This is a genomic window from Marinobacterium halophilum (assembly GCF_003014615.1).
GTDB classification, from domain to species: domain Bacteria; phylum Pseudomonadota; class Gammaproteobacteria; order Pseudomonadales; family Balneatricaceae; genus Marinobacterium; species Marinobacterium halophilum.
Window position 1 is genome coordinate 73,739 of sequence record NZ_PYGI01000004.1, and the last position, 14,090, is coordinate 87,828.

Genomic DNA, 14,090 nt, shown 5'->3' on the forward strand with positions numbered 1-14,090 from the left:
CCTCAGTGCGTAGCAGAGGCGTCGACGAACAGGTCAGCATCCTGCTGCGCCTGAATTTCGGCCGCCAGCTGCTGCTCCTGATCGGCATCGGAATTTTCGATGCGCTGCTCCGGGCGGATCCCCAGACGCTTGAACAGCTGCAGGTCACGGTTGGTTTCCGGGTTCGGCGTGGTCAGCAGACATTCGCCATAGAAGATGGAGTTGGCACCGGCGAAGAAGGCCATCGATTGCAGCTCATCGGACATCTGTTCACGACCGGCCGACAGACGCACATGGGATTTCGGCATCATGATGCGGGCAACAGCGATGGTACGGACGAACTCCAACGGGTCCAGATCATCGACGTTTTCCAGCGGCGTGCCCTGCACCTTGACCAACATGTTGATCGGCACCGATTCCGGCTGCTGCGGCAGATTGGCCAGCTGCATCAGCAGGCCGTAGCGGTCGCGGGCAGTCTCGCCCATGCCGAGGATGCCGCCGCTGCAGATTTTCATGCCGGAGTCACGCACATGCTGCAGCGTATCGAGACGGTCCGCATAGGTGCGGGTGGTGATGATCTTGTCGTAGAACTCCGGCGAGGTATCCAGATTATGGTTGTAGTAATCCAGTCCTGCCTCGGCCAACTGACCGGCCTGGGATTCCTGCAGCATGCCCAGCGTCATGCAGGTCTCCAGTCCCATCGCCTTCACGCCTTTAATCATCTCGATCACGTAGGGCATGTCGCGCTCGGTCGGGTGTTTCCAGGCCGCGCCCATGCAGAAGCGGCTCGAACCGGATTCTTTCGCCTGTTTGGCCTTGTTCAGCACCGCTTCCACTTCCATCAGACGCTGCTTTTCCAGGCCGGTATTGTAGTGCGCGCTCTGCGGGCAATATTTGCAATCTTCCGGGCAGGAGCCGGTCTTGATCGACAACAACGTGCTGACCTGGACCTCGTTGGGATTGAAGTGCTGACGGTGCACCGTCTGCGCCTGGAACAGCAGGTCATTCATTGGCAGCTCGAACAGGTCGCGAACTTCCTGCTCAGTCCAGTCGTGGCGCACTTCGGCGTTGCTTTGCATGACTTCAATCCCCTTGTGGCATAATCGTTGAGCGCCCCCAAGGATGCGGGGGCGGACAGAATGCAGATCATCATAAGGCGACAGAGGAAGCTGTCAACCTATGTTTAAACCAGTAATGAACTACTGTTCAAAAAACATACATCCGTGCGCATTATGCGGTGCGCCCGATGCCGACCATCATGGCCTCTGTGCCGACTGCCATGGCGACCTGCCCTGGCTGGTCCGTGCCTGCCCCCGTTGCGCCCTGCCACTGGAGCCGCATGCGACCACTACCTGCAACCATTGCCGACACGCACCGCCCCCCTTCGACCGAACCCTGGCCGCCTTTCATTACGACTTTCCCCTCAGCCAACTGTTGCCACACATCAAGTATCAGCGCCAGCCGGCACACATTGGCTGGCTGGGCCGAGTACTGGCGGCCTATCTACGGGTACATTATGAAGATGATTGGCCCGATGCCCTGATACCGGTGCCCATGCACCCATTGAACGAGCTGCACCGGGGCTTCAATCAGGCATCTCTGTTGGCAGAGGTACTGGCCAAACAGTTACAGCTGCCGATAGAGCCGGTTTTGCGCAAGCGTCAGCGCACCCCTCATCAAATGTCGCTGAATCTGGAGGATCGCCGGCACAATCTGCACAACGCCTTTGATGTAGCCCGACCACCCGCCCGCCATGTTGCCCTGATCGACGACGTCATGACCACCGGTACCACTGTCAGTACGCTGACCACGCTGCTCAAGCGGGCCGGTGCCGAGCGGGTCGATATCTGGGTACTGGCCAGAACGCCCGAGGTTCGTTAAATTGAACCTTCAGATTCCGTCACAAGGCCTCCCATGTTCAAAACCGCGCTCTGCTGCCTGCTCCTCTGGCTCCCCGCCAGCGTCAGCGCCGATACGCTGAAGCTGGCAGTGGCAGCCAACTTCAAGACTACACTGGAAATGCTGGTCAAGCAGTTCGACCCGCAGCAGCAACATGACATTGTCATCAGCAGTGCATCCACCGGTGTGCTCTATACCCAGATTCATCAGGGCGCACCCTTTGATATTTTTTTTGCTGCCGACCGTGCCCGTCCTGAGCGCCTTGAAGCCGAAGGACTTGGCCTGGCCAACAGTCGCATGACCTATGCAGTGGGCCAGTTGGCTTTGTGGCAACCGGCAGGACAGCCAACTTCACTGCACAGCCTGAACAGTACGCGTCTGGCCATCGCCAACCCCAAAACGGCACCCTATGGTCTGGCCGCGCAGCAGGCACTGATGACAACCGGTCACTGGCAGGACATGCAACGGGTACAGGGCAGCAACATTGCCCAAACCTTCCAGTTCGTCCACAGCGGCAACGTTACCCAGGGCCTGGTTGCACATGCGCAACTCCGGCAGCTCGATATACCTGCCAACCAATGGGTGGTTATCGACGCCAGACTCTACGCCCCCATAGAGCAGCAGCTGATCCGCCTGCAGCGCAGCGCCGACAACCAGTTGGCCGAGCAGTTCATCCACTTCATGCGTTCAGCCGACGCTCGCCACCTGATTGAACACAGCGGTTACGGGCCTGCCGATGCTGCCCACTGAGCAGGACTGGGCCGCACTCTGGCTGACCTTGCAGCTGGCCAGCCTGACTACGGTCATCCTATTGCTGCTCGGCACTCCGTTCGCCTGGTGGCTGGCGAATACCCGCTGCCGCTGGAAAGCCGTGCCTGAAGCGCTGGTAGCACTACCGCTGATCCTGCCCCCCACCGTACTCGGTTTTTACCTGCTGCTGGCTTTCGCCCCGGATGGCATCCTCGGTGCGCCCTGGTTGTGGTTGACCGGCTCCGGGCTGGCATTCAGTTTCACCGGTCTGCTGATCGGCTCCATCCTCTATTCACTGCCGTTTGTGGTGCAGCCGTTACAAAGCGGTTTCGAGCAACTGGACCACTCACTGCTGCGCGCAGCTGCAACGCTGGGTGCCGGGCGCTGGTCTCAATTCAGACGGGTCGTGGTGCCGCTGTGCCGCCGCAGTTTTCTCACCGCCATTACCCTCGGCTTTGCCCATACGGTTGGCGAGTTCGGTGTCGTGCTGATGATCGGCGGCAATATCCCCGGCAGCACCCAGGTGCTGTCGATCGCGCTCTATGATCATGTCGAAACCCTCGACTACGCCCGCGCGCACTGGCTGGCTGGCGGCCTGTTGCTGTTCTCCGTCCTGCTGTTACTGCTGCTGTACAGTCTCAACCGGCGGCCACGTACCGAGGCACGCTCATGAGTCTGGAGATAAGTGTTCGCCATCGTTACCGCGATTTTGAACTGGACCTGCAGCTAAGCCTCGCTGGCAACGGCATCACCGCTCTGTTTGGCCCTTCAGGTTGTGGCAAATCCACGCTGCTGAGAGCACTGGCAGGCACCGAACCGGCACAGCACGGCACGATCCACTTTGCCGACCAGTGCTGGCAGGACAGTCAAACCCGGTTCCTGCTGCCCCCGCAACAGCGCGACATCGGTATGGTATTTCAGGATGCGCGCCTGTTTCCGCACCTGAACGTGGGCGAAAACCTGCGTTTTGCCGCACCCTATACCCGTGGGGGCGTTCAGCTGGATGCCGATAGGCTGCTGCACCAGCTCCAGCTCGAACCGCTGCTGCAGCAGATGCCCGCTACCCTTTCCGGTGGCCAGCAACAGCGCGTCGCGCTGGCCCGAGCCCTGCTGAGTCGCCCCCGTCTGCTGCTGATGGATGAGCCCCTGAGCGCCCTGGATCAAGCCTCACGCAACCTGATTCTTAGCCTGATCGAACAGCTGCAACGCAACCATTCCCTGCCGATCATCTATGTCACTCATGCCGTCGATGAAGTACTGCGGCTGGCCGAACACATGGTGCGCCTGCAGGACGGACGCGTCATTGCCGAAGGCGATCCGGCTATTCTATTCGGGCGTTCCGACAGCGATCCATTACTGAGTGACCGCGCCCTGCTGCGAGGGCAGGTCAGCCACCATGACATGGAGTACCGCATGAGTGCCGTGGCCTGTGCCCCCGGCCAGCCGCCAGTCTGGATCTCCGGTACCGAGCATGCACCGGGAACGGCTATCACGCTCAGCATACAGGCCCGCGACATCGCCCTGTCGCTCCACCCGCTCACCGGCACCAGTCTGCAAAACCAGCTGCCGATGGAGGTAGTCGAGATCAACGGTCATGACAGCGACCGTCCCCGCCTCATTCTGCGTTTCGGCCAACACCGGCTCCCCGTCAGCATCACTCGTCGGGCACTGGTACAGCTGGAACTGCGCAGCGGCATGCATGTATGGGCGCTGATCAAGTCCGTTGCCGTAGAACATCAATAAAGACAAGTAGTTACTCGACCAACGTCCAAGTCTTTGCTAGCTTCATCATTGTACGTATAAAAAGGCACACGGAATGACACTGGAAATGCTGGGACAGCTATTCGGCGGTATCGGGCTATTTCTGCTCGGCATGCAACTGCTTACCAACGGCCTCAAACAGGCCGCCGGGCGTTCGCTCAAGGCCACGCTGGAACACGCCACCGGGTCACGCCTCAAGGGCGTCGTGTCCGGTGCCTTGATTACCGCACTGGTCCAGTCCTCCAGCGCAGTCACGGTGGCCACTCTCGGCTTCGTCAACGCCGGCCTGCTGTCACTGGGACAGTCGGTATCGATCATTTATGGCAGCAATATTGGTACCACCATGGTCGGCTGGCTGGTGGCGCTGATCGGGTTCAAATTCAAGATCAGTGCCTTTGCCTTGCCCCTGATCGGAGTCGGCATGGTGTTGCGTGTCAGCGGCGGCAACAGCCGACGTGCCCATCTCGGCAGTGCCATTGCCGGTTTCGGTCTGTTTTTCATCGGCCTCGACTTTCTGCGCGGCAGTTTTGACGGTTTGAGTGCCTCGGTTCCGCTGGCTGAATTCGGTACCGGCCCGCTGGCGCTGGCACTGTTCGTACTGGCCGGCATTTTGCTGACCTTCCTGATGCAAGCGTCCGCCGCCGTGATCGCCATCGCCCTGTCGCTGGTATATACCGAGAGCATCTCCCTGACCGCCGCCGCCGCACTGGTGATCGGAGCGAACGTCGGCACCACTACCACGGCTCTGCTGGCCTCCATCGGCGCGACGCCCAACGCCAAACGCATATCGGCCGCCCACGTTCTGTTCAACCTACTCACCGGTCTGGTCGGACTGGTACTGTTGATCGGACTTAGCGGCATCCTCGATCGGCTCGACTCGGCACACGTTGACCTGGTCTCCATGCTGGCCCTGTTCCATACTCTGTTCAACATTGCCGGTGTACTGCTGATGTGGCCGCTGACCGACCGCATGGTACGTTTTCTGAAGCAACGCTTCCGCACCCAGGAAGAAAACGAAGCCCACCCCCGATACCTGGACAACAATATCCTGACCACGCCCTCACTGGCCGTTGAGGCGATAAACATGGAGTTGGCCCGTGTCAGTCGGGTCTGCAGCCGCATGGCACGTGAAGCGATCAGCGCTGAGCGTGCTGCCTCCGTGCGCCTGCAGCAGCAATATGAAAGCATTAACCTGCTGATCAACAAAATTGGCAGCTTCAACCAGGAGCTGGCCCGCCAGAACCTCAATGCCGAAATCAGCGAAACCCTGCCCGTCTCTCTGCGTGTCGCCCGCTATTTCAGCGAAATGGCCCGGCTTGCCGCCCGTCTGCCAGAATACTATCCGGTGCTGGAACAGATTGAAGATTTGGGCATACGGGCCAATGTACACGACTACCAACAGGCCGTTATCCACCTGATCGATGCCTGTGAGATCAATGAGGCTAAGGATACTCAGGGTTATGAAGCCCACCAGATGAAACGCCAGATGGAGCATGAATATCAGCACCTGAAAAGCACACTGCTGAATCAGACCATCTCCAGCCAGTTGACCCCGGCGGATTCGGTCGCCCTGCTCGATGCGCTCAGCCATATTCACCGCCTGGCGGAACAGGCCGAGAAAGCCTCCCGTCACTGGAGCAGTACTACACCGGTACAAACCCGCGCGCCGCTGCTGGACACCGAGTGATGCGATATACTGCGCGGCAACGGACCAGCGGAGCAGCAGATGAGCGATCAGACGACCCTACCGATGCAGGCAATCGGGTATATTCACAGCCCCTTTGACGAAAAGTTCGGTATTCCGCGCCAGCCCGGCCTGGCCTCCATCCGCGCCCAGGTGGAGCTGGTACCACCCTTTGCGTCGCCTGATGCCGTGCGTGGTTTGGAGCATTGCTCTCATATCTGGCTGGTATTCATATTCAGCGCCACGGCTGACAAGGGCTGGAGCCCTACCGTTCGCCCCCCGCGACTCGGCGGCAACCAGCGCCTCGGGGTGTTTGCCACCCGCTCGCCCTTCCGTCCCAACCCTATCGGCCTCTCCTGTGTTCGCCTGGTTGGCATACGCTGTGAAGGCGAACGGGTGTGGCTGGATGTAGAAGGAGCTGACCTGCTTGATGGCACGCCGATTCTGGACATCAAACCTTACCTGCCCTATTCCGACAGTCTGCCGGAGGCCGAATTTGCCCTTGCTTCCCGCATCGAACGCCTTGCGCTACCGGTGGTATTCAGTGCCGAAGCCGAAACTGCCTGCAGCCGGATCAGCGATGAGCTGAACCAGCCACTGGCGCGGCAAATCAGTGAAATTCTGCTGTGTGACCCACGCCCTGCCTACAAGAAGGGCGACAGCGAGCGTATCTACGGCATCAGCCTGTACGGCTTCAACATCCGCTTCCGGATCAGCTCCGAGCAAATCGATGTGCTCAGCCTTGCCCCCCACCCAGAGACTTGAACCATGCGCATACGGACTCGCCTGCCCCTGACCATCAGCCTGCTGAGCGCAGCCCTGCTGTTGGCTGGATGTGAACCTGCCCCCATCGCACAGCCAGATCCTGACCGCTCTCGCCCGGCTAACCTGTTCAAGGTGCGCTCGGCTGAAGCGGGCCTGCAACGCCAGTTCCCGGCAACCGTTGAGGCCTGGCGCAGCGCCTCGCTGGCGTTTCGCGTCCCCGGCACGCTGGAGCAGCTGCCGGCTCAGGCCGGGCTGGAGGTCAAACAGGGCGACCTGTTGGCACAACTCGACACCACCGACTATCGCCGCGTTCTTGAAGAGCGCGAAGCACGCTTTGAACTGGCCGATATCCGCTATCAACAGCAGGCCTCATTGCTGGCGCGCAACTACACCTCCGAAGTCAGCCTCGATGAGGCCCGCGCCGAGCTGAAAGCGGCCCGTGCCGCACTGAATATCGCCCGCGACAATCTGGGCTATACCCGTTTGCACGCGCCGTTCAGCGGCATCATCTCGCAGCTGCAGACCGAAAATTTCCAGCAGGTGCAAGCCCAGCAACCGGTCCTTATGCTGCAGGACGAGAGCCGTCTGGATATCCGCTTTGGCGCCCCTGAATCGATTATCAGCCGTCTGCGTCCGGACCTGGAACCCAACGGCGACATCTGCGGTCAGGTCCGCTTCACCTCTCACCCTGCACATGAGTTCACCGCCTGCTATGCCGAGCACGAAGTGGTATCGGACAGTCGAACCCGCAGCTATGAAGTGGTCTTCCGCATGGACCGTCCCGAAGTTTTCACTGCCCACAGCGGCATGAGCGTGGAGATGAATGTGGATCTGGCCCCCCTGCTGCAACCACAAGCCATCACCGGCCTGCCAGTGCCGGTAGGTGCCGTGTTCATGCGTGACCAACAGCACTGGGTCTGGCGTCTGGATCACGAAGATCGCGCCCGGCGGGTACCGGTCACACCCTTGCAGGTACGCGGTAGTCTGATGCTGATCGATGCCGATCTGAACAGCGGCGACCGGCTGGTGGCTGCCGGGATCAGTGAAGTCAGGGACGGCATGAAGCTGCATCCGATCCTTCAGGAACGCGGACTCTAGGCGGAGCGATGATGAATCTGACCGAATATGCCATGCGCCAGCGCGTGATCAGCTGGATGTGCATACTGCTGCTGTTTGTCGGCGGTGTGCTGTCGTTTTTCAAACTGGGTCAGCTGGAAGACCCCGAGTTCACCGTCAAGGAAGCGATCATCGCTGTACCCTACCCCGGTGCCTCGGCTCTTGAGGTGGAGGAAGAGGTCACCCTGCCGGTCGAGATGGCACTGCAACAGTTGGCGCAAGTGGATACCATCGCCTCGATTTCCTCGGCGGGGCTGGCGCAGATCACGGTGGAGATGAAAAGCACCTATCGCGAACAGGAGCTGCGTCAGATCTGGGACGAGATGCGGCGCAAGCTTAATGACCTGACCCCTGCGCTGCCTCCTGGCGTAGGGCCGCTGCAGATCAATGATGATTTTGGGGATGTCTTCGGTGTCTTTCTGGCCCTGACGGGTGAAGGCTTTGACTACCAGACGATGGCCGATTATGCCGACTTTCTGCGCCGCGAACTGATTCTGGTCGATGGCGTTAGCAAGGTCAGCATTGGCGGCCGCCACCAACAGCAGATTATTGTCGAAGTCGACCGCAACCGGATGGCCGCGATGCAGGTTTCGCCGCTGATGATTCAACAAGCGATCAATGCACAGAGCCTGATCAGCAACGCCGGCAGCATCCGCATCAACGGCCATCGCCTGCGTATCAGCCCCGAGGGCAGCTCGACCTCGGTGGAACAGCTCAGCAACCTGTTGCTGGGCCAGGCCGGTGGGCAGCTGGTGTACCTGAGTGACGTAGCCAATGTGTACCTCGACTATGCCGAGCCACCCGCGCACCTCTATCGCTACAACGGTACCCAGGCACTGACGCTGGGGGTTTCCTTCACCTCGGGGGTTAATGTTGTCGACGTGGGCAAGGCGGTCAAGGCGCGACTGACGGAGCTGGATTACCGCCGCCCTGTCGGGATGACACTCGATACTATCTATGACCAACCGCGCCAGGTCGAAACCTCGGTCAACAATTTCCTCATCGGGCTAGCCCAGGCAATCGCCATTGTGGTGCTGGTACTGCTGGTGACCATGGGCGCACGCTCCGGGTTGTTAATGAGTCTGGTGCTGCTGCTGACGATTCTGGGGACGTTCATTGTCATGAACATCGCCTCAATCAGCCTGCACAGGGTCTCGCTGGGGGCACTGATCATCGCACTGGGGATGCTGGTCGATAATGCCATCGTGATTACCGAGGGCATTCTGATTAACCTGCAGCGCGGCTATTCACGACTGGAGTCTGCCGTGCGCATTGTCGGCCATACACGCTGGCCACTGCTCGGTGCGACACTGATTGCGATCACCGCTTTTGCACCGATCGGACTCTCTCCCGATGCCACCGGCGAGTTTACCGGCAGCCTGTTCTGGGTGCTGTGTATCTCATTACTGCTGAGTTGGCTGCTGGCCATCACCGTAACCCCGTTTCTGGCATCGGTACTGTTCCGCGAACGCGCCGACAACAGCCCGGTACAGGAACCCTATCAGAGCCTGTTCTACCGTCTGTTCCGCATACTGCTGGGATACGCTCTGCGCTGGCGTTGGCTGACGCTGGCACTGGCATTTGCCCTGCTGGTTACGTCTGTTGCCAGCTTCAAACATGTGCGCCAGGGCTTCTTCCCTGATGCCAGCCTGCCGCTGGTACAGGTCGATTACTGGTTGCCCCAAGGCAGTGATATCCGTGCCACTGAAACCGACATCAGCCGGATCGAACAGGATCTGCTGCAACTCGACGGTATTCGCCAGATCACCAGCACACTCGGCCGCGGGGCCGAGCGCTTCATGCTCACCTACGCACCGGAGCGCCAGTATGCCAGTTATGCCCAATTGCTGGTGGAAGCCGACAACCGCGAGGATCTGGAGCGGCTGCTGCCACACATACGCTTGTATCTGAGCAGCCAGTACCCGCAGGCCCAAAGCAAGCTGACCCGCATTTCCATCGGTCCGGCGTCGAAGTCCAAGGTTGAGGCTCGCATCAGTGGCCCTGATGCTGAAATCTTGCGGCAGCTGGGACAACAGATGATCACCGAGGTGTTCGACTCCACTCCAGGCGCGGTGAATATCCGTCACGATTGGCGTGAGCGTACACCGGTGATCGTCCCCCGCTTCGATGCTGCCGAGGGCCGCCGATTGGGCATTACCCAAGCCGACCTGTCCGGTGCCATTGCTCGCAACGTCGATGGCCAACTCAGCGGGCTGATCCGCAACGGCAGCCAACTGCTGCCGGTCATGTTGCGCCCGCCGGCTGCACAGCGCCAGCATCCCGAGCAGCTGGAATCGATGCCAATCTTCAGCCAGACATTGCAGCAGTGGGTGGATGCCAGCCAGGTCATCAACCGCATCGATGTCGACTGGGAAGACCCACTGATCATGCGGCGGGATCGCAAGCGCACTCTGACCATACAGGCCGACCCGGATCCTGCCAGCAGCCTTACCGCTGCAGACCTGTTCGCCGAGATACGCCTCCGTGCAGAAGCCATGGCTCTGCCGACCGGCTACAGTCTCAGCTGGGGCGGCGAACACGAAATCCAGCAGGATGCCAACCGGGCACTGTTTGCGTTCGTACCGGTCGGCATCCTGGTGATGGTGGTGATTACTGTGCTGCTGTTCGGTTCGGTTCGACAAACCCTGGTCATCTGGCTAACGGTACCGATGGCACTCATCGGCGTCACGCTTGGCCTGCTGACCATGCAGACCGCCTTCGCCTTTACCGCTCTGCTGGGCATCCTCAGCCTGAGCGGCATGCAGATCAAGAACAGCATCGTGCTCGTCGAAGAGATCAAGCGTCTGCATGATGAAGACGCCTACAGCTGGCATGACGCCATTGAGGAGGCCGCAATCAGTCGCTTGCGTCCGGTCTCCATGGCAGCGTTGACCACCATACTGGGCATGCTGCCGCTGCTGCCTGATGTGTTCTTCAGACCTCTGGCCGTGACCATCATGTTCGGCTTGGGATTCGCAACCCTGCTGACCCTCCTGGTCGTGCCGGTGCTGTTTGCCCTGTTCTACCGCATCAAGTTCCAGTTGCCACCGGCAGACACCCAACGTCATAATATATAAGAACATACTAATCAAAGGAGTGCCTTCATGCCGGACTCACACGCTGCCCCGACCGGGGTGGCCGCCTGGCTGCCGTTTTTCCCCGTTGCGTTTTTTGCCAGTGTAATGGGGTTGACCGGCCTTACACTGAGCTGGCAGAAAGCAAGCCATAGCCTAGGACTGTCGCCGGTTGTCGCCCAGGTACTGCTGGTCGTGGCCGCCAGTGTGCTGCTGACGCTAACCTGCGTGTATCTGGTCAAGGTCTTGCGCTACCGCCAGCAAGTGCAGGAGGAGTTCAACCATCCAATCCAGATCAGCTTTTTCCCGGCGTTCTCCATCAGTCTGCTGCTGTTGTCTGCGGCCACATTCGAGGTATCGGTGGCACTGTCGCATTATCTCTGGGTCTGTGGAGCCGGAATTCACCTGCTGCTGACGCTGCACGTACTGACCCAATGGATCCACACCTCGCGCTGCAAGGTTCAGCACAGCACTCCGGCCTGGTTCATTCCAATTGTCGGCAATATCATCGTGCCCATCGCGGGCGTACAGCATGGCTATATCGAAGCCAGCTGGTTCTTCTTCGCCATCGGCCTGCTCTACTGGCTGGTATTGAAGACGCTGATTTTCAACCGCATCCTGTTTCATGACCCGCTGCCGGAAAAGCTGCTGCCGACCCTGTTCATCATGATCGCTCCCCCGGCGATCGGCTTCATTTCCTATGTCCAGCTGAACAACGGTGAAGTGGATAACTTTGCCCGGATACTCTATTACGCCGCGCTGTTCATCACCCTGCTGCTGTTTACCCAGCTGCCTCGCTTTTCACGCATTCAGTTCTACCTGTCCTGGTGGGCCTATAGCTTTCCTCTGGCCGCCTTTTCAATCGCGACACAAATCATGTGGTGGCACACGCACAGCCCGTTCTTTCTGTTGCTGAGCTGGGTTTCGCTGATCGTCGTCACTTTTGTTGTCATTCTGTTACTGATCAAGACCCTTCAGGCCGTCATCAGTGGCAGACTGTTTCAACCCGACTAAACTGTCGCTGAACACCAGACGACTCATACCTGTGTGTTAAGCTGAAGTCACCAACAACCAACACCGATGGATAGCCCCCGAATGAAAAGAGTCAGCTATATTCTGGTTCTGGTGGGGCTGTATGTCGGCGTGGTGTTCTTTCTGCACCAAATCCGCCAGGACAAGGAGCAGCAGTACCTCAACCACGTCGCCACGCTGCTTGAAACCACCTATACGGCCAGCCTGGATCGTTATGCGCTGGCAATGGACACTTTTCATTCCGGCCTTATCCAGCAGCCGGGGGTTTTGTCGTTGTTGAAAGACGGTAGCCAAAGCGAAGGCCCGCGCCAGCAGGCACTGCGCAATGCGCTGTATGAACAGCTGCTGCCCCGTTATCACTTCCTGCAGGAACGCGGGATCCAGCAATGGCAGTTTCACCTTGCCGACGGCAGCAGCTATCTGCGCTTCCATGCACCGGGGGTTTACGGCGACAACCTGCTGCCAGCACGCCCATCACTGCAGCAGATGCAGCTGCAGCCCCGACCCCGCTACGGCTTTGAGGTCGGTCGCCTGTTCATTGGTTTCCGCTTCATTCACCCCCTGTTTTATCAGGGTCAGTGGATTGGCAGCATGGAGACGGCCGTGTCCTTTCAGCAAGCCAGCCAAACCCTGGCCCAGCTTGCTCCCGGACAGGCGTTCCTGTTCCTGCTGCACCGTGGGACGGTAGAAGATGTCAGCTTCAATGACCTGCGCGGACAACTGCGACCGGCCATCATCAGTGACGACTTTCTGCTCGATGACCGCAACTTGCGCCAGCCCGGACACAGTCCACTGCCGCTTGATCAGCTGCTGGACACACTGGCCGGACGTACACTGGACCGACAACTGGCAAACGGCCAGCAGTTTGCGCTGGCAATTTACCACCAAAGCCTGGGCTACAGCGCCACCTTTATCCCGGTATACAGCTTCGACCAGACCCTGGGTGGCTATATCCTGGCCCTGCATCCGGAGCCATTGCTGACCAGTATTCAATGGGAGTACTACAGTGCAGCGGCGATCAGCCTGCTGATCATGATCCTGCTCGGCTGGCTGTTGCTGAGCCTGCACCAGCAGCGTCAACAGGTGTTGTCACAGAAGCAGCGACTGGATGCCATCGGCCAGGCTGTTGGTGAAGGCATTTACGTGCTTGACCCCAGCGGCCAGACCCTCTACGTCAATCCCGCGACCTGCCGCCTGACCGGCTACAACGCCGGTAAGCTCTACGCCAGCAATATCCATACGCTGCTGCATACACATGATGGGAACGATACCCTGCCGCTGGAGCAGTGCCCCATCTTCAGTACCGCATTGCGCGGCCACACATACGAAAGCGATGAGCTGTTCCGCACCCGCACCGGCACCCTTCTGCCCGTAGTCGTGACCAGCCGCCCCATGATTGAAAACGGTCTGATTACCGGTGTGGTTTCGGTGTTCCGTGATATCTCCGAGCGCAAGGAAAACGAACATAAACTGGAATTGCTGGCGACAACCGACCCGTTAACCGGTCTCAGCAATCGCCGTGCCTTCATTGAGCGCCTGCACGAAGAGCAACGCCTGTGCCGCCGCTTGCAGCATGAGAGTGCATTGATGATGATCGACTTTGATCACTTCAAGGAGATCAATGATCGTTACGGACACTCGGCAGGGGATGCCGTATTGCAGCATTTTGCCCAGGTTGCCAGCGACTGCCTGCGCACTACCGACCTGCTGGGCCGTTTGGGTGGTGAAGAATTCGCCGTACTGTTGCCCGGCACCGACCGCGCAGGCGCCCTGCATCTGGCCGAGCGCATCCGCGAATGCCTGGAACAGGAGCCGACCCATACCGATGACGGTGATATACCGATGACGTTGTCAATCGGCCTGACGCTGCTTGACCCCGCCGATGATGGCACATCCACCGCGCTGAACCGGGCTGACAAGGCGCTGTATCAAGCCAAGAGCAGTGGCCGCAACCGCGTCGAGTTCTGCTGAAGCGGGGTTGCGCCCATCGCTAAAGACCGCTCTAATGAGGCCCCTCATCCATCCACGAG

11 protein-coding genes are annotated in these 14,090 nt (G+C 59.5%); 10 read left to right on the forward strand and 1 reads right to left on the reverse strand.

The window, feature by feature from the left end:
* Nucleotides 1-2: 2 nt before the first annotated feature.
* A complete protein-coding gene (bioB, locus tag CLV44_RS03915; RefSeq protein WP_106590802.1) occupies nt 3-1,058 on the reverse strand; it encodes a biotin synthase BioB in 1,056 nt (351 codons plus the stop codon).
* A gap of 100 nt (nt 1,059-1,158) precedes the next feature.
* On the opposite strand from bioB, the gene CLV44_RS03920 reads away from it, so the two are divergent.
* The 10 genes from CLV44_RS03920 to CLV44_RS03965 all read left to right on the forward strand — a co-directional run bounded on the left by CLV44_RS03920 (nt 1,159) and on the right by CLV44_RS03965 (nt 14,031).
* On the forward strand, nt 1,159-1,860 hold the full coding sequence (locus CLV44_RS03920; RefSeq protein ID WP_106590803.1) for a ComF family protein: 702 nt from the start codon (nt 1,159-1,161) through the stop codon (nt 1,858-1,860).
* Nucleotides 1,861-1,893: 33 nt separating this feature from the next.
* A complete protein-coding gene (gene modA / locus CLV44_RS03925; RefSeq protein WP_106590804.1) occupies nt 1,894-2,628 on the forward strand; it encodes a molybdate ABC transporter substrate-binding protein in 735 nt (244 codons plus the stop codon).
* The gene (modB, locus tag CLV44_RS03930; protein ID WP_106590805.1) at nt 2,615-3,301 is read left to right on the forward strand and encodes a molybdate ABC transporter permease subunit; all 687 of its coding nucleotides are present in this window, start codon (nt 2,615-2,617) and stop codon (nt 3,299-3,301) included. Before modA ends, modB begins: the two co-directional genes overlap by 14 nt.
* On the forward strand, nt 3,298-4,371 hold the full coding sequence (modC, locus tag CLV44_RS03935) for a molybdenum ABC transporter ATP-binding protein (RefSeq protein ID WP_106590806.1): 1,074 nt from the start codon (nt 3,298-3,300) through the stop codon (nt 4,369-4,371). The genes modB and modC overlap by 4 nt, the downstream gene beginning before the upstream one ends.
* Before the next feature lie 73 nt (nt 4,372-4,444).
* Nucleotides 4,445-6,076, forward strand: coding sequence for a Na/Pi cotransporter family protein (locus CLV44_RS03940; RefSeq protein ID WP_106590807.1), 1,632 nt, complete (start codon nt 4,445-4,447; stop codon nt 6,074-6,076).
* A 39-nt stretch (nt 6,077-6,115) separates the two neighbouring features.
* A complete protein-coding gene (gene tsaA / locus CLV44_RS03945; protein WP_245912595.1) occupies nt 6,116-6,838 on the forward strand; it encodes a tRNA (N6-threonylcarbamoyladenosine(37)-N6)-methyltransferase TrmO in 723 nt (240 codons plus the stop codon).
* Between the two features lie 3 nt (nt 6,839-6,841).
* Nucleotides 6,842-7,936 carry an efflux RND transporter periplasmic adaptor subunit gene (locus CLV44_RS03950; RefSeq protein WP_106590808.1) on the forward strand — a complete coding sequence of 365 codons (1,095 nt, stop codon included), beginning with the start codon at nt 6,842-6,844 and terminating at the stop codon, nt 7,934-7,936.
* Nucleotides 7,937-7,947: 11 nt separating this feature from the next.
* Complete coding sequence (locus CLV44_RS03955) at nt 7,948-11,031, forward strand: efflux RND transporter permease subunit (protein ID WP_106590900.1); 3,084 nt, start codon at nt 7,948-7,950, stop codon at nt 11,029-11,031.
* Between the two features lie 27 nt (nt 11,032-11,058).
* On the forward strand, nt 11,059-12,042 hold the full coding sequence (locus tag CLV44_RS03960) for an SLAC1 anion channel family protein (protein WP_106590809.1): 984 nt from the start codon (nt 11,059-11,061) through the stop codon (nt 12,040-12,042).
* An 81-nt stretch (nt 12,043-12,123) separates the two neighbouring features.
* Nucleotides 12,124-14,031 carry a diguanylate cyclase gene (locus tag CLV44_RS03965; RefSeq protein ID WP_170069255.1) on the forward strand — a complete coding sequence of 636 codons (1,908 nt, stop codon included), beginning with the start codon at nt 12,124-12,126 and terminating at the stop codon, nt 14,029-14,031.
* The last annotated feature ends 59 nt before the right edge of the window (nt 14,032-14,090 follow it).

What these genes read in the sequence shown, in the direction of transcription:
- tsaA (WP_245912595.1), top strand. Translation starts at nt 6,116, where the DNA reads ATGAGCGATCAGACGACCCTACCGATGCAGGCAATCGGGTATATTCAC.
- bioB (WP_106590802.1), bottom strand. Translation starts at nt 1,058, where the DNA reads ATGCAAAGCAACGCCGAAGTGCGCCACGACTGGACTGAGCAGGAAGTT.
- modC (WP_106590806.1), top strand. Translation starts at nt 3,298, where the DNA reads ATGAGTCTGGAGATAAGTGTTCGCCATCGTTACCGCGATTTTGAACTG.
- CLV44_RS03955 (WP_106590900.1), top strand. Translation starts at nt 7,948, where the DNA reads ATGAATCTGACCGAATATGCCATGCGCCAGCGCGTGATCAGCTGGATG.
- CLV44_RS03965 (WP_170069255.1), top strand. Translation starts at nt 12,124, where the DNA reads ATGAAAAGAGTCAGCTATATTCTGGTTCTGGTGGGGCTGTATGTCGGC.
- CLV44_RS03950 (WP_106590808.1), top strand. Translation starts at nt 6,842, where the DNA reads ATGCGCATACGGACTCGCCTGCCCCTGACCATCAGCCTGCTGAGCGCA.
- CLV44_RS03940 (WP_106590807.1), top strand. Translation starts at nt 4,445, where the DNA reads ATGACACTGGAAATGCTGGGACAGCTATTCGGCGGTATCGGGCTATTT.
- modB (WP_106590805.1), top strand. Translation starts at nt 2,615, where the DNA reads ATGCTGCCCACTGAGCAGGACTGGGCCGCACTCTGGCTGACCTTGCAG.
- CLV44_RS03960 (WP_106590809.1), top strand. Translation starts at nt 11,059, where the DNA reads ATGCCGGACTCACACGCTGCCCCGACCGGGGTGGCCGCCTGGCTGCCG.
- CLV44_RS03920 (WP_106590803.1), top strand. Translation starts at nt 1,159, where the DNA reads ATGTTTAAACCAGTAATGAACTACTGTTCAAAAAACATACATCCGTGC.
- modA (WP_106590804.1), top strand. Translation starts at nt 1,894, where the DNA reads ATGTTCAAAACCGCGCTCTGCTGCCTGCTCCTCTGGCTCCCCGCCAGC.